General features: G+C 59.1%; 13 protein-coding genes. 6 read left to right on the forward strand and 7 right to left on the reverse strand.

The features are described from left to right. Positions 1-50: 50 nt before the first annotated feature. Positions 51-983, reverse strand: coding sequence for a hydroxymethylglutaryl-CoA lyase (locus tag FP026_RS25935; RefSeq protein ID WP_149637460.1), 933 nt, complete (start codon positions 981-983; stop codon positions 51-53). A 340-nt stretch (positions 984-1,323) separates the two neighbouring features. Here FP026_RS25935 and FP026_RS25940 point away from each other — a divergent pair, with 340 nt between their 5' ends. From FP026_RS25940 to FP026_RS25960, 5 genes are all read left to right on the forward strand, one after another. Then, positions 1,324-2,568 carry a CaiB/BaiF CoA transferase family protein gene (locus FP026_RS25940; protein ID WP_246665456.1) on the forward strand — a complete coding sequence of 415 codons (1,245 nt, stop codon included), beginning with the start codon at positions 1,324-1,326 and terminating at the stop codon, positions 2,566-2,568. A 108-nt stretch (positions 2,569-2,676) separates the two neighbouring features. Then, positions 2,677-3,465 carry an ABC transporter ATP-binding protein gene (locus tag FP026_RS25945; RefSeq protein ID WP_107339681.1) on the forward strand — a complete coding sequence of 263 codons (789 nt, stop codon included), beginning with the start codon at positions 2,677-2,679 and terminating at the stop codon, positions 3,463-3,465. A gap of 43 nt (positions 3,466-3,508) precedes the next feature. Further along, positions 3,509-4,294, forward strand: coding sequence for an ABC transporter permease (locus tag FP026_RS25950; protein ID WP_149637518.1), 786 nt, complete (start codon positions 3,509-3,511; stop codon positions 4,292-4,294). 25 nt (positions 4,295-4,319) lie between these two features. Further along, positions 4,320-5,354 carry an ABC transporter substrate-binding protein gene (locus tag FP026_RS25955; RefSeq protein WP_149637461.1) on the forward strand — a complete coding sequence of 345 codons (1,035 nt, stop codon included), beginning with the start codon at positions 4,320-4,322 and terminating at the stop codon, positions 5,352-5,354. 57 nt (positions 5,355-5,411) lie between these two features. Then, a complete protein-coding gene (locus FP026_RS25960) occupies positions 5,412-6,326 on the forward strand; it encodes an SMP-30/gluconolactonase/LRE family protein (protein ID WP_149637462.1) in 915 nt (304 codons plus the stop codon). Positions 6,327-6,479: 153 nt separating this feature from the next. On the opposite strand, the gene FP026_RS25965 is transcribed toward FP026_RS25960, so the two are convergent. Further along, positions 6,480-7,433, reverse strand: a complete 954-nt coding sequence (locus FP026_RS25965; RefSeq protein ID WP_149637519.1) for a sulfonate ABC transporter substrate-binding protein — start codon at positions 7,431-7,433, stop codon at positions 6,480-6,482. Between the two features lie 315 nt (positions 7,434-7,748). Further along, positions 7,749-9,065 (reverse strand): NtaA/DmoA family FMN-dependent monooxygenase, encoded by a 1,317-nt coding sequence (locus FP026_RS25970; RefSeq protein ID WP_149637463.1) that lies wholly within the window; start codon positions 9,063-9,065, stop codon positions 7,749-7,751. 287 nt (positions 9,066-9,352) lie between these two features. On the opposite strand from FP026_RS25970, the gene FP026_RS25975 reads away from it, so the two are divergent. Beyond that, entirely contained in the window at positions 9,353-10,954 is a 1,602-nt protein-coding gene (locus FP026_RS25975; RefSeq protein ID WP_149637464.1) for an ABC transporter substrate-binding protein, read from the forward strand. A 36-nt stretch (positions 10,955-10,990) separates the two neighbouring features. Here FP026_RS25975 and FP026_RS25980 read toward each other — a convergent pair whose 3' ends face one another. Genes FP026_RS25980 through FP026_RS25995 form a run of 4 tightly spaced genes read right to left on the reverse strand, consistent with a single transcriptional unit; the run spans position 10,991 to position 16,010 of the window. Beyond that, positions 10,991-12,139, reverse strand: coding sequence for an acyl-CoA dehydrogenase family protein (locus FP026_RS25980; protein WP_149637465.1), 1,149 nt, complete (start codon positions 12,137-12,139; stop codon positions 10,991-10,993). Positions 12,140-12,155: 16 nt separating this feature from the next. Then, positions 12,156-13,193, reverse strand: a complete 1,038-nt coding sequence (locus tag FP026_RS25985; RefSeq protein WP_149637466.1) for an ABC transporter substrate-binding protein — start codon at positions 13,191-13,193, stop codon at positions 12,156-12,158. A gap of 11 nt (positions 13,194-13,204) precedes the next feature. Then, on the reverse strand, positions 13,205-14,383 hold the full coding sequence (locus tag FP026_RS25990; RefSeq protein WP_149637467.1) for an LLM class flavin-dependent oxidoreductase: 1,179 nt from the start codon (positions 14,381-14,383) through the stop codon (positions 13,205-13,207). Positions 14,384-14,405: 22 nt separating this feature from the next. Then, positions 14,406-16,010 (reverse strand): ABC transporter substrate-binding protein, encoded by a 1,605-nt coding sequence (locus FP026_RS25995; RefSeq protein WP_149637468.1) that lies wholly within the window; start codon positions 16,008-16,010, stop codon positions 14,406-14,408. Positions 16,011-16,020 lie beyond the last annotated feature (10 nt).

The raw sequence follows: 16,020 nt of genomic DNA on the forward strand, positions 1-16,020 counted from the left end.
AGGAGCGCGCGGACGGATCGAAAATGTCAGATCGAGAGTGGAAGCACCACTCAGGCGTAGTGGAAGCCCTTGGGCAGGCCCGCGTCCTGGACATGGCCGTAGAGCGCCTCGCCTGGCAGGCCGGACAGAATGACCGGACGCGCGGCGATCAACGTGTCGATGTCGATGCCGGTTTTGAGACCCATGGCCTCGAGCATGAACACAAGGTCTTCCGTTACGATATTGCCGGTGGCGCCCGGTGCATAGGGACATCCACCCAGGCCGGCCTGGGAGGAATCGAAGGTGGTAACACCGACTTCGAGCGCCGCCACGACATTGCCGAGACCCTGACCGCGGGTGTTATGAAAATGCGCGCCACCGGCCTTTTCGCCAATTTCGCTCTTCAGCCGCTTGAACAGCCGCTTCACCTGCGTCGGATTGCCATATCCCGTCGTGTCGGACAGGCCAATCGTGTCTGCACCTGCTTCGGCAAGCATGCCGGCAAGCCTGATGACCCAGTCTTCCGAAATCGGGCCTTCCATCGTGCAACCGAAGGCAGTTGAAATCCCGACCTCGATGCCCGGCCTGTAGCCATCCGGTTGCTCGTGACGAAGGCGATTGACGCGTGCGACATCCTCGACCGCTTCCTCGACAGTGCGGTTGATATTGGCCTTGCTATGCGCCTGAGAGGCGGAAACCGGCATGGTGATTTTGTGCGTGTGGGCCGCAAAGGCCTTTTCGGCGCCGCGAAGATTAGGAACGAGCGCCAGGACCGTCAGGTCCGGAATCGCGATCGCCGCCTGGACAATATCTGCGCAGTCGGCCATTTGCGGAAGAAGCTTCGGCGAAACGAAAGACCCCACCTCGATCTCGGACAGTCCGGACGCGGCGAGTGCCTTGATCCATGCGATCTTGGTCTGCGTTGGCATGATGCGCTTGATGCTCTGCAACCCATCGCGCGGTCCGACTTCACTGACGATGATGTCGCGGTTCACCGGTTCCATTAGAATCTCCTCCAACTCCAGAAATAGAAGCATGTTCTACTAGATGGAAATATAGGCTTCGTCAAACCTGTGGCAAGCGGATTTTGATTGGATTTTGCGCATCCGGTTGCTCGAAGACGAGCCTCATCACGGTAGTGCTTTGCTTTCAAACGAATAAAGCCGATTGCGGAATTGCTCAGGTGAATCTGATCTTTTTCAACCGAGCTGGGGCGATTGAGGGCAGACATCAGGCACTCAGGTTGCGGCGCAGCATCTAATTTTCTTGACAATGAGAAAGGACGAGGACAGATTTCACATTAATAGAAAGTAATTCTATCTGACAGAATTTGGGAGAGCGCTTTTGAACCAGCCGTTCCGCGACAATAGCAGCCTGCCGCTTGCGGGCATCAAGGTCGTTGAGTTCTCGCACATGATCATGGGCCCGAGCTGCGGCATGATCTTGGCGGATCTCGGCGCTGATGTGGTCAAGATCGAGCCCTACCCAAACGGCGACAATACACGCCGTCTGAATGGCTCGGGTGCAGGCTTTTTCCCAACGTTCAATCGTAACAAGCGCAGCCTTGTCCTCGATCTGAAGTCGAAGGACGGCAAGGATGTCGCCCAGAAGCTGATCGACCAGGCGGATGTGTTGATCGAGAATTTCCGCCCCGGCGCGCTCGACAAGCTCGGCTTCGGCTATGCGACTCAGAGAGCAAGCAATCCCGGCCTGATCTATTGCTCGCTCAAGGGTTTTCTGTCCGGCCCCTACGAGCACCGAGCAGCCCTCGATGAAGTGGTCCAGATGATGGGCGGGCTTGCCTATATGACCGGCCCTACGGGGCGCCCCTTACGCGCCGGCGCTTCGGTCAATGATGTCATGGGCGGCATGTTTGGAGCTATCGCCATCCTCGCCGCCTTGCACGAACGATCGAAGACGGCCAAGGGTCAGTTTGTGCGCAGTGCACTCTTTGAAAACAACGTGTTTCTGGTCGCCCAGCACATGTTGCAGATGGCAGTCACCGGAAAGCCCGCCGCCCCCCTGCCGGAACGTATCTCGGCCTGGGCCGTCTACGATCTGTTCGATACCGGTGACGGCGAGCAGATCTTCGTCGGCGTCGTCAGCGACACCCAGTGGGCGGCGTTCTGCAAGGCCCTCGGTCTGGAGAAGTTCCTGGACAATCCCGATCTGCAGACGAACGCCAATCGTGTCCTGCATCGGGCCGGCTTCATGCCCGACATCAAGGCGATCTTTGCCGCCATGACGCTGAAAGATGCACTGGCGCGCTGTGAAGAAATCGGCCTTCCGTTTGCGCCGATCGCCAAGCCGCAGGACCTGTTCGACGATCCCCATGTCAGCGAGCCGGGCGGCATGGTCGATGTCGTCCTGCCCAATGGCACGCCGACCAGGGTTCCAACCTTGCCCATCGATTTTAACGGAGAGCGGCTTGGTCTGCGCCTCGATATTCCGCGCTGTGGTGAACACAGCCTCGAGCTCCTGCGCGAGCTTGGCTACGCCCAGGCCGACATCGACCGCATGGTCGCCGATGGTCGTGTCGGCCGCGAAGACGAGCGCGACGAGCCGGCGCCGAGGCGCAAGCTTGCATGATTTTTGATACGCCGCGTAGCGCGCGGCGTATCATCCCGCACAGGGGAAACGTGGATCGGGTTGAGAGATTGGCCGCGGATGACTGCGGCACGCCATTGGGAGGAGCCCATGACAATGCAATCAGCCTCGGCTGTGGAACTGAGAAACGTCGCCGTCAAATTCGGCGCCTTCACTGCGGTCGCGGAGATGAACCTGACCGTCAAGGATGCAGAGTTCGTCGCGGTCGTCGGACCGACGGGCTGCGGAAAATCCACCATCCTTAATGTCGTCACCGGATTGTTGAAGGCCGCCAATGGCGATGTCGAGATTTTTGGCGAGAGGCTGAAGGGTCTGAATTCCCGCAGCGGATACATGCTGCAGCAGGAGGCGATCCTGCCGTGGAAAACCGCCGAGGACAATGTCGGCCTCGGCCTGGTCTTCCAAGGTGTCGCCAAGGATGAGGCTCGCGCGCGGGCCCGTGAATGGATGGCAAAGGTCGGGCTCAAGGGCTTCGAAAAGCGCTATCCGCACCAATTGTCGGGCGGGCAGCGCAAGCGCATCGCCATGGCACAGACGCTGATCATGGAGCCGAAGATAGTCCTGATGGACGAGCCTTTCTCGGCACTCGATGTCCATACGCGGCGCCTGATGCACCGTATTCTTCTCGATCTCTGGCAAGCCGACCGGCGCTCGCTGATCTTCATAACCCATGATCTCGAGGAGGCGATCGTACTGGCGGACCGTGTGGTCGTCATGTCGGCCGGTCCTGGCAGCCGAATCGTCGGGGATGTCGAGATCAATCTTCCCCGTCCGAGAGATGTCTCGCAGCTCGCGACGACCGACGAATTTATGCGGCTGTACCGACAGATTTGGGACATGCTCGGCAAGGAAGTGGAGAAAAGCTATGTCAATCAGTGACACGTCCGCAAGGGCCGGCGCACGACGTGCAGTCGGCGGTTCCATGCGGCTTCCCTATAAGGCCAAGGTTCTTCTGGCCCAGGTGATCATCATCGTCGGCTTCCTTGGCCTTTGGGAAATAGGTGTGCGTAGCGCGCTGCTCGACCCGTTCTTCTTTCCGGCGCCAAGCGCGATCGTGCTGCGCGTCTTCGAATGGGTTCAGACGCGGGAATTGTGGACCGATCTCGGCATTACCCTGCTCGAGACCGTGCTTTCCTTCGTCATCGGCATCACGGGTGGCACCGTTCTTGGCGTTTGGCTCGGTTTGTCGAAATTCGCTTCGGACATTTTCCAGCCCTTCATCAAGGTCTTCAATGCCATCCCACGCGTGCTGCTCGCACCGATCTTCGTCATCTGGTTCGGCATCGGGCTCGCCTCGAAAGTGGCGCTCGGCGTGATGATCGTGCTGTTTATTGCTTTCTTCAACACCTACCAGGGTGTGCGCGAAGTCAATCCGGTCGTGCTCGCCAATGCCAGGCTTTTGAAGGCAAGCAAGCTTGCCCTGTTGCGCCACGTCTACCTGCCGTCGGCGACCAGCTTTATCCTTTCGTCGCTTCGCGTCTCGGTCGGCATGGCCGTTCTCGGTGCGGTCGTCGCCGAATATCTCGGATCGTCCTACGGCCTCGGCAACCGTATTGGCCAGGCGGAGGGCGTCATGGATGCGACAGGCGTGTTTGCAGGTCTCGTCATCCTGTCACTTTTCGTCGTCGTCCTCGACGGCCTCGTCGACCGTCTCGAGAAGCGTCTGCTGGTTTGGAGACCGGTATCGCATCCCGAGCATGAAGCATAATTCTATTCTGAGGAGGAGAATGGACATGAAATCACGTATTACAGCCCTGAGCGTTACCGCCTGCCTTTCCCTGTCGTTGTCACTGGCGCAGGCGGGCGCCGCCGAACCCGAAAAGAAAGACATTTCCCTAGGCGTCGGCTCGGTAATCATGAGCTACATGCCGGTCGGTCTGGCCGATGCAACAGGTGCCTTCAAGAAGCAGGGTCTCAACGTCACCGTCGAAAATTTCAAGGCCGGCGGCTCGAAGGCGCTGCAGGCGCTGATCGGCGGTTCGGTCGATGTGGTCGTCGGTGCCTACGACCACACAATCCAGATGCAGGCGAAGGGCAAGTTCGTCGAATGCGTCGTGCAGTTCAACACGCTCCCCGGCAATTCGCTGGCCGTCCGTTCAGCGCTCGCCGATAAGGTCAATTCGGGCGCCGATCTCAAAGGTCTGAAGATCGGCATCACGACACCCGGTTCCAGCACCGATATGGCCATTCGCTACTATATGCAGCGCAATGGTCTGAAGCCGACGGATGCGCAAATCATAGCAGTCGGCAGCGGGACGCCAGGCATGGTGGCGCTGGAACAGGGCAATGTCGATGCGCTGATCTACTGGGACCCGGTCGCCACGATCCTCGAACAGAAGAAGGCGGTCAAAGTGCTGTTCGATGCACGCACACCGGAAGGCAATGTGAAGGCGTTCGGCGGCCCGGTCTCGCCATTCGCCTGCCTCTATGCCACCAAGGACGTTGTCGACAAGAACCCGGAGACGATCCAGCGTCTGGTCGACGCCTTCGTTTCGACCTTGCGTTTTATCCACGACAAGCCCTCAGCCGAGATTGTCGATGCACTCCCCGATACCTGGAAACTCCCGAACCAGCGTGATCTGAATATCGCGATCATGGACGCGTCGAAACAGATGTTCTCCACCGACGGCATGACGATCCCCGATAGCGTCAAGATCAATTACAACATCGTCAGTGCCTATACGGACGAGGTTAAGAACGCCAAGATCGACTTGACGCAGACATATACCAATCGCTTCGCCGAGCAAGCAGCCAAGCGGTTGAAATGAGCTTTACCAAACCGCGGCGGGAATAGCACCGCCGCGGGGTCTCTACGGAGCGTGACGATGTTTCTCTTTAATCCGCCTGCTGCGATTGCATCTGAAATTTTTACGACCATGCCGGACGAATTCCGCAAGACGGGGATCAGGTCCGCCTGGGGCGATGCCAACAAGCAGGGCCACCCTGTTGATTGTTTCATCGAGGGCCCTGCCTTCGATAGCAACGGCAATCTCTACATCGTCGACATCCCGCACGGCCGGATCTTCCGGATTTCGCCAAAGGGCGAATGGATGCTGGCTGCCGAATATGACGGCCAACCGAATGGCCTGAAATTGCATCAGGACGGCCGCATCTTGGTCGCCGATTATCGTCGCGGATTACTGCAGTACGACCCCGACACCAGCAAGGTCAGCGAAGTTCTGGCGCATCGGAATTCCGAGGCTTTCAAGGGGCTGAATGATTTGTCTATCGCCTCGAACGGCGATATCTATTTTACCGACCAGGGCCAGTCTGGACTGCATTCGCCCACCGGACGCGTCTTTCGTTTGGCGCCGGGAGGCCGCCTCGACTGCCTGATGGACAACCTACCAAGCCCCAATGGCCTTGTCCTTAGTCCCGACGAGAAGGTGCTGTTCGTCGCGATGACACGCGATAATTCCGTCTGGCGGGCACCTTTGATGCGGGATGGATCGGTCTCGAAGGTCGGGCGCTTCTGCCAGATGTTCGGCACCAGCGGTCCCGACGGGCTCGCGATGAGCGAGGACGGCAGCCTGTTTGTTGCTCATGCGTCGCTTGGCGCCGTCTTGATGTTTGCGCCAAGCGGCGAATGCGTCGGTGTTATCGAAAGCGCTGCCGGCAGGACTTGTACCAATATTGCTTTTGGGGGGTCGAGCAACAGCGAGGTGTTCATCACGGAGTCAGCAACCGGCTCGATTCTGCGCGCGAGGACCAAGCACAAGGGAATTGCGCTCCCCCGTTAAGACTCGGTGTCTCGGACCGACGAATCTGGACGGCCCGCAGACTTTGATAAATCAACTCAACCAGTTAGATCATTTCTGTTTAGGGGATTAAGACGGTCACAGGTTCTGATCCTGTCAAGAGCTGCACTATTATCGGGGGCCTTGGAAGCAGCGCTATGCCTTGTGCTTGCGAACAGCATCTGCGACCGTCACCTTCTTAGGGATGAGCTTCAGTTTGAAAAAGGCGTCGGCGATGGCTTGCTGTTGTGCCACAACGGAGTCATCGAGGCTGCTGACGCCATAGGATTGACGCTCTAGTGCCTTGACAAGGATAGGTTCAGGGATGCCGACCGATGGTGATAGTTCCGCAGCCGCAGTCGCGGTGTCGGACTTGGTCCATGCGTCAATCTCCGAGATCGCTTCGATCAGGACATCAACCGCTCTGGCGTGATTGTCGACTAGAGCGTTGGTGCCGAGATAGAACTGGTGATTGGGAACGATGCCCTCACCGTTTCGAAGCTCTCGTGCCTCAACCGCCACTTCCGCCGCTGCTTGAAAGGGATCCCAGATGACCCACGCATCGACCGCGCCCCTTTCGAAGGCTGCGCGGCCGTCGGCTGGTGCGAGAAAGGATGGCTCCACATCCTCATAGATCAAGCCTGCTTCCTCAAGGGCCTTTACGAGCAGATAATGGACGTTCGAGCCCTTATTGAAGGCGACTTTTTTACCCTTCAAGTCTGCAACGGTTTTGATAGGACTATCTTTCGGGACAAGTATGGCTTCGCCGCGCGGGGCAGGCGGCTCATGTGCGATGTAGACCAGGGGAGCGTTCGCGGCCTGGGCGAAAATCGGCGGCGTTTCGCCTGTCGATCCGAAATCGACGGCCCCCGCGTTCAACGCTTCGAGGAGCTGAGGACCACCTGGAAACTCGGCCCATTCAACCCTGTAGTTGATCGCCTCGAGTTTCTTTTCCAGCGTTCCTTTGCCCTTGAGAAGCACCAGCGTTCCATATTTCTGATAGCCGATACGCACTACCTTGTCGGCCCCCTTGGCAATTCGAATATCTGCCAGCGGCGCCGCGATTGCACTGGCTACGGCTGCGGTGAACGCTCGTCTTGTGATCTTCATCATGCTCTCCGAAACAAGGTCACGCCAAATTAAAGTATCCTTATGTTTTTTCTAGGAAGTCTGTGCTCCACTATATGTTTCTCTGGGGTTCACTTTTTTCTTCCGTCGCCATAGTAGGCAAAAGAAATGCGTCTCTTTGGCCTTGAGCTTCCCCAATAACGGAGCCTTGTGCCCGATATTGCACGCGCGCCGCGCCAGAGATGCGTTGGACGCAGCCCGGGGGGCTCGATTCCGGCTTGCACTCCCCACACCCGAGATCTGATCTCTCAGACCATTGCGATATTGCAGAGGCTTGCCTCAAGGGCGACCAAATCATCAAAGTTTATTGAATGGATAGGGTAGGCCGTAGCGCTCGCGCATCGTATTTTCCTTGTAGGCCGTTCTGTAGACGCCGCGGTCCTGAAGGACGGGGATGACGTTGGCAACGAATTCTTCGATATCGTCGGGCGCGCGTGGCGGCTGCAACGTATAGCCATCCACCGTACCGTCGGCCCAGAGATCTATGATGGCGTCGGCGACCTCTTCCGGTGTCCCAAGCACGAGGCGATGGTGGCCTTCGGAGCAGCGCACTGCCTGACGTGCGGTGAGTTGTTCGTGGGACAGAAGATCCGATAGGCCGAGCCCCATGCCGACGGCCTCAATACGGTTTGGATCGGGGATGAAACGTTCCGGATCGAGAACGGCATCGGGATCGAAACCATCAGGGTCGATGCCGTTATCCCTAATGAAGCGGGCAATCAGCCCATCCTCGGAGCCGGTACCGCTAAACAGTTCATGCTTGCGTAGGGCTTCCTCTCGGCTCTTTCCCATAATGGCCACCAGGCCGGGAACAATGCGTATTCCGGAAGGATCCCGGCCTAAAGCTGCGGCCCGCTCTTTGACCTTTCTGCCAAAGGCCCGGCCTGCCGGCCGCGAGAGAACATTGCAGTAGATGATCTCGCCATGGCGGGCCGCGAGATCAATGCCACCGTCGGAGGCGCCCGCCTGAGCGATCACGGGATGTCCCTGCGGTCCGACGGGTACGTTCAGCGGACCTTGCACGGTAAAATAATCGCCGGAATGATCGATCGCCTGCGCACTTGCTGCATCCCAGAAGCGATTTTCGGGGATATCGCCTTCGCGGGCGGGGTCCCAGCTCGACCAGAGCCGCTTGGCGACATCGAGGAATTCGGATGCCTTCGCATAACGCTCGCTGCGCGGCGGCAAGGGTTCCGCGCCGAAATTCGCAGCAACATTCGGATTGAAGGAGGACACGATGTTGATGATCATGCGCCCGCCCGAAATGATATCGGCGGACTGTGTGCGTCTGGCAAGATTATAAGGCGAGTTGTAGGTGGACGACATGGTCGCGACAAAGCCGATGTCAGGCACTTGCGCCGCCAGCGCGGTGCACAGGATCAGCGGGTCGATCGTATGGAAGGGGCGGCCATTCGGATCGGTTATCAAGGCGGGGTGATCGGAGAAGAAAACGGCATCGAACAGCCCTTTATGTGCCAGCTCCGTCAGCCTGCGATAGTAATCGGGGTTGTTGATGTCATGGCGATCGCCGGTGCGGTAGCGCCAGGCATTGGCAAGATAACCTGTCGTGTTGATGCCGATATTGAGATGGAGCTGACGTTTGGTAGCGGTCATGCGGCTGCGCCTTTTGTTCCGTGAGGCGATGCACGCCAGTTCGCGCAGCTAATTCTCTACAGAATTTATAGACTAACGTTGCACGGCTGTGGGAAAATAATTTCCGTCGATCGTAAGCCGAGAAGGTGCCTGCATCGTTCCACGCCGCAAATGCGCGAATATCTGGGTGCGGGAAGGATTGCTTTCGCAGCGCGCTAGAAAAACTAACTTTGGATCTCACGCTTTCGTGACGATGATTTTCGCGATGGGCCATCATGCCCGGTAACGCCAAATTTCGGAGCGAGCAAATGTCGATCAATCGCCGTCACTTCAATCAATTGCTGCTCTTAGGTGGTGCAGGCCTCGCTTTTGGCGGCATTCCGTCAGGGGCAAGCGCTGCTGAAACACCGGTCAGCGGCGGAACGCTGACCTGGGCTTACTATCCTGATCCGACGGCTCTGATCGCGATCAACACCTCCTCCGGCACAGGTCAGGCGATCGGACCGAAGATCAATGAGGGGCTGCTCGATTTCGATTACAATCTCAATCCCGCTCCATTGCTGGCGACGTCCTGGTCGGTAAGCGATGATGGTCTGCGCTACACCTTCGCGCTCCGCAAGGGCGTGAAATGGCACGACGGCAAGGATTTCACCTCCGAGGATGTCAAATTCACCATCTTTCGCCTCAAGGAAGCCCATCCGCGCGGGCGCATTACGTTTCAGAACGTGACATCGGTCGAAACGCCCGATCCGCTGACGGCCGTCATCGTTCTGTCCAAGCCGGCACCCTACCTGATTTCCGCGCTCGGCAGTTCGGAATCGCCGATCGTGCCGAAGCATATCTATGAAACCTTCAAGCCGACAGAGCAGCCGACCCTTGCCCAGACGATCGGCACCGGTCCCTTCATCCTCAAGGAATGGGTGCCTGGAAGCCATCTGATCTTCGATCGCAACCCGAATTATTGGGACGCCCCGAAACCCTATCTCGACCGGGTGGTCCTGCGCGTCATCCTCGATCCGGCAGCAAGGGCCGCAGCACTTGAGACGGGAGAGATCGACATTGGCGCGAACCCCGTGCCGCTGGCGGACATCGAGCGGTTGAAGGCCAATGCCAACCTCGTCGTCGATACAACGACCTACGCCTATTCCGGGCCGCAGCAGCAGCTATTCTTCAACTATGAGAACGAGATTCTCACGAAGAAGGATGTGCGGCTGGCGATCGCTCATGCCATCGACCTGCAGAAGCTCGTGGACATCGCCCTCTTCGGCTATGCAAAGGTCTCTCCAAGCCCGATCAGCACGGCATTGCCGAAATGGTATGATCCGAGCATCAAGGCGCGTGAACACGATCCCAAGCTTGCCAACAAGCTGCTCGACGACGCCGGCTATCCGCGCGGTGCCAATGGCACGCGCTTCAAGCTGCGGCTTGCCTATAATTCATTCCTGCAGCCATCCTATGCCGACTTCATCAAGCAGTCGCTCGTTGCCGTCGGCATCGATGCCGAAATCCTGAAGCTCGATCTCGCCACCTTCCTGAAGACAGTCTACACGGATCGTGCCTGGGATCTGGTCATCGAATCCTTGTCCAATACGTTCGACCCGACGCTTGGCGTACAGCGCGCCTATTGGTCGAAGAACTTCAAGATCGGCCTGGTGTTCTCCAATGCCAGCCATTACTCCAACCCTGAGGTCGATGCCGTTCTTGAAGCCGCTGCCGTCGAGCCGGATGAAGGCAAGCGTCGGCAGCTCTGGTACAAGTTCCAGCATATCATCCATGATGATGTCGTCTCCGTCGATCTGGTGGCGGCAGGCGCGCAGATCGTTGCCAACAAGCGGGTCAAGAATTTCGCACCCGGTGCGCAGGGCATCAACAACAGTTTCGGTCAGATATGGCTGAGCCCAAACGCCTGAGCTGGGCAGGCAGCACTGTTTGTGAACGGGAGCCGGCTATCCAAGCCGGCTCAATGCATTCCGCGCTGCAATCGTCCGGATCATATGGCTTTGCGGCGCGTGCGAGCGGGCGGTGATCGCGTCGCGATGATGGCGTTCGAGCTGGAAGTCGCGGTTGAGGCCGGGATTGCCGGCGAGCTCGAGCGCAAGGCTAGTGACCGCGACAGCGTTGTCGATGACGACATGGCGAACATGCATGCCGTCCATGCCGACCGGTCTGCCTGCATCGACATCCTCTCCAAGCGAGCGCAGCAATCGAGCATTCGTCGCAAGCCGCACCTCGATTTCTCCGAGTCCGTCCTGGATGCGCGGCGCCGTCGCGATCGCCGTGCCAAGGCTCGCGGGCGTGTGGCTGCTGGCGAAGGCAAGAACGCGGTCGCGGGCAGCGCTGGCGACGCCATGATAAACCGCACCCAGCAGGCCAAAGAAGAAGGCAGCGGCATGTTCGTTGCGGCGGATCGGTTCCGTCGTGGGCTGCGCCTCGATGACATCGTCAATCGGGATCGATACGTCTTCGAGAATGATGTCGTCGCTCGCCGTGGCGTGCATGCCGGCCGCATTCCAGCTCTTCTCGATCCGAAAGCCGGCGGCATCGGTCGGCACCAGAAACGAGGCAAGGCGCGGTTCCTCCTCGTCGGTTACTGCCAGAAGCGATACCCATTTCAGGATGGGGATGCCGGTCACATAGCTCTTATGGCCGGAAATGCGCCAGCGATCGCCGTCACGGCGCGCGATCGTCTCGGGCAGGGCGCCATGGGCGGGCGAACCGATGCGCGGTTCGGCTTGTGCATTGTTGATCAGTGCCACGCCCTGCCTGTTTGCCGAGAGCACGTGCTCGGCCAGATGCTTTGGCCATTTGCCAAAGCGGCGGATGGCAAAATGCGAGGTGTAGTGCATGGCAAGCACCAGCGCGGTCGACGGCTCGCCCCGGGCGATCTCGCTGATAACGGCCTGTGCCGATGTCAGGCCCCCGCCGTGACCGCCATGGTCTCGGTCGCTGACGAGGCCGAGCAGGCCGGCATCGAAAAGCCGGTCGAAGTTCTCGAAGGGAAAGGCACCCGTCGCATCGTGATGCGCGGCTGTTCTGGAAAAATCCTCGGCAAGGTTTTTTGCCTTGCCGATCAGATCATCGGTGGTCTCTGTCATCTCGTTACAACGCGGTTTAGGCGACGGCACGTTGGACCAAGCCGTCGATATGGCGGCGGTCGACCCACTCGCCAATGTCGAAATCGCCGGCCAGGAAACCGAAGTCACGCAGGAAGTTCTTGTAGTGCTCGACGGCGTCAACCAGGTCCGGCTCCAGTCCCAGGCCAAGGTGGCGATGGATATCCGGACCGTTGGCGGCAAGAACCTGTTCTTCGGTCGCTCCGGATTCACGCGCCACGAAGCGACGGGTTTCTTCCGGATGGGCTTCCGCCCAGGCGCTTGCCTTGAAGATCGCCTCGATCAGCTTGCGCACGAGATCTGGTCGCTCGTCGGCTAGCAGGTCATCGACCGTCAGCACCCGCGGCGAGCCGGAGTTGATGCGGATTTTCGGATCGGGATGAAAACCGAATTCGGCAACCTGCACCGCGCCGATGAGATTGGCGACGTTGATCCCGGCGGTTCCCTTGACATAGATAGCATCCACCTCGCCGCGCAACAGCGCTGCGATCTCTTCGCCATAGGCCTGCCGGCGCTTCAGGCCGAAGAGGCATGGGCCTTCCTGACTCGCGAGCACGGAATCGGCAAGCGCAATCTCGACGATCTCGACATCATTGATGGAGAAGCCTTCAAGTGACAAAGCCGAGATAAGGCCCTTGAGCGCCGTGGCGCGCATGAAGTCGACGATCCCTTCCGGGCGGCGGGCAATGCCGAAGCGGCGACCCTTGAGATCCCTGGTCGTCCTGATGCCAGTTTCCGGCAGCGTGATGATTGCCTGAAACTCGTCCGTCCATGTAATACCGACAAGGCGCGTGCGGCGCCCTTCCGAGCGCGCGCGAATGGGTGGCACGTTGCCGCCATGGCGGAAGGACCAATCGAGCGTGTGGTTGAAATGGCTCTGCCGGATGTTCCTGTCCGGAGAGTCGATGATGGATTTCAGGGTTACGCCTTCGCTGCGAAAGCCGTCTTCGAGATAGCCGAGCTGTGCTGCAAGGCCGACCGGGGTCGGAACGGGGCAGCGTGTGTACCAGATTTCGGAAATGGCATTGCTGGTCATGGTCGTTCCTTTCAGTTGCGAAGCCCGGCCTGTTTCATCAGCGGCAGGACTTCCTCGCCGAAGAATTCCAGATCGTCGCGGAAATCGAAGAAGCTGAGCTGGAGGCCGTCGACGCCAGCCGCTTTGAGCTTGAGGAACTGGTCGACCACCTGTTCCGGTGAGCCTATGACGCGGATGTTGCCGCCGATGAAGCGGTAGGGATCCTGCGGGTTGCGGCCCTTCCATGCCTGGGCGTCGGAATTCAGCGACTGGAAGCCCTGCGGGGAGCGCTGATCGGCATGGGCGACGATCCGGTCCGCCAGCTCCCATGCCTCCTTCTCGGTCGGTCGACAAATGACCATCGGATTGAGCAGGGTGCGCACGCTGCGTCCGAGATCGGCTGCGGCATCCTTCACCCTCTTCGTATGCGCTGGCAGGGAGGCGAGGGCGCTGTCGATGTCGGCACCCGTGGGGCTGGTGATGAAGATGATATCCGAGTAGCGGCCGGCAAAGGCGATGCCTGCATCGGATCCGGTGGCGTTCACCAGGATCGGCCGGCCGAAATTCGGCTTCGGCGTGACGAAACCGCCGCCGAGCTTCCAGCTGCTTTCACCTTCGAAGGAGTAATTCTCGTCGTCGCTCCATAGACGCTGGACGACTTCGAGAAATTCCGCTGCGAGTTCATAGCGCCTGTCATGCTCGATGCGCTGCCAGCCGAACATTTCGTGCTCGACGGCCCTGTGGCCGGTGACGACATTGATACCCCAGCGGCCGCCGGTGATGTGATCGAGCGTGGCGCCGAACTTGGCAAGGTGCAGCGGATGCCAAGGTCCGTAGAGAACATGCATCGTCGATATGAGCATGATCTTCTTGGTGAGGCCCGCAAGCGCTGCGGTCGAAACGAAACTGTCGAGTGCCTGGCCGTCGAAGACGCCGCCGTAGCCGCCCTTGGGAAGCCATTGCGATAGCGCAAACACCAGATCGAAACCCAGCTCCTCCGCGCGCACCGTCAGCGCCTTGTTATAGTCGAAGCGCCAGTCGGTCGAGCGCTCCAGGGTCGACTGCGTCCAGCCTCCAGCCTGGATCGGCAGGAAGAGGCCCAGCAGAACGGGCTGCTTCAACGCCTGCGATAGCGGGCTTTCCGGAAAATCGGTCGGTGCGGCGAATTTCGGCAGGCCAACGATGGAGCCGGGTGCGTGCTGGATGGACATGGCGTTCTTCGCTTTCGATGCCTCAGGCGGTTGCGACATAGGAGTAGGCAAGGCTGCCGGCTATGCCTTCGCCGCCGAGCGTGTGATCGGCGATACGCTTGTTGTAGATGGTGAGCTCCGGCTGGCTGACGATATCGAGCGCCGGCAGGTCCTCGACGAGGATCTGCTGTATCTCGCGCCATTGTTCGACGCGCTTTTTGGGATCGACTTCGATGGCGGCGGCCTCAAGAAGGGCATCGACCTTGGGGTTGCTATAGGCGGAACCATTGGAGAAGGGCACGCCGGGCTTGAAGTTCTTGCTCCAGTAAAGCCGCTGCACGCCGACCGTGGGATCAAAGAGATTGCTCATTCCTTCATAGGCGAAATCGAAATCGCGATCCGTATAGATGCGTTTGGTATAGGTGGCGAAATCCTGGCTGCGCACGCTTACCTCGACGCCAATCTTGGCGAGCGCCTGGCGGATATATTCCGAGCCTCGAATATAGGGCTCGCCGCTCGGCACATAATCGAGATTGAGGCGAAAGCGTATGCCGTCCGAGCCACGCGGGTGACCGGCTTCATCCAGCAGCTTTTCCGCCGCGGCAATGTCGATCGGATAGGTCTTCAGATCGGCAACATACCATTTCGTGAGGTTGGGATTGATCGGCCCGGGGATCGGTTCGCCATAGCCATAATTGATCGTATTGCGGATCACCTTCCGATCGATGACATGCGCAAAGGCCCGCCGCACGCGGACATCCTTGAAAACCGGTTTCTCAAGATTGAATTCGATGCGGCTGACGCCGTTCGCATATTGATAACCGCGCGTTTCGAAAGCGAGGCTCTCCACGGTCTTGAAGCGCTCGAGATCGCTTAAGGGGACGGGCGTCGATGGCGCCAGATCGATCTCGCCTGTTTCGATCGCGATGGAGCGGGCAGCGGCATCCGGGATGAAGCGGACGATCAATTGGTCGAGATATGGACGGGGCTGATCCCAATAATCGGGATTACGTTCATAGACGATGTGGCTGCCGCGCACCCATTCCTTGAATTTGAAGGGGCCCGTGCCGATTGGGGCAAGGTTGACCGGATTCTCGGCAACCTTCGTGCCTTCATAGAGATGGCGCGGAACGATCGGAGACTCCGATGCGGCAAGCGCCGTGATCAGGTAGGGGGCAGGCTTGGACAACACCAGAGTCACGGTCAGAGGATCTGGCGTTTCTACGTCGACGAGGTTGAGAAACGTATTGCGCCCGCGTGGGTGAGCGTCCTTGAGGGTCCTGATCGAAAAGGCAACATCGTCGGCGGTAAACGGCTTGCCGTCGTGCCATTTGACGCCATCGCGCAGCTTGAAAGTGTAACGCAGGCCGTCGTCGCTAACGGTCCATTGCCTGGCGAGCAGCGGCTGCGGGTTGAGGTCGAAATCATAGGTCAGCAGGCCCTCCGTCACTTTCGGTGACACATAGACCGAATTGTAGGCCGTGTGAGCGATCGTCGTCAGAACCGGCGGTTCGGCGGCGAGCAGGAGGGTCGCCGAGCCGCCGCGGGATGGGGCCGCATATGTGGCGGTTCCTGTCATGACGGATGCGCCGAGCGCTGCCGAGGAGAGTAGAAAACTGCGACGGGTGATAGCCGGAAGTTTGATCATTTAGGATTGC

This window comes from Martinezella tropici, assembly GCF_008370325.1.
Taxonomy (GTDB): Bacteria; Pseudomonadota; Alphaproteobacteria; order Rhizobiales; family Rhizobiaceae; genus Rhizobium; species Rhizobium tropici_B.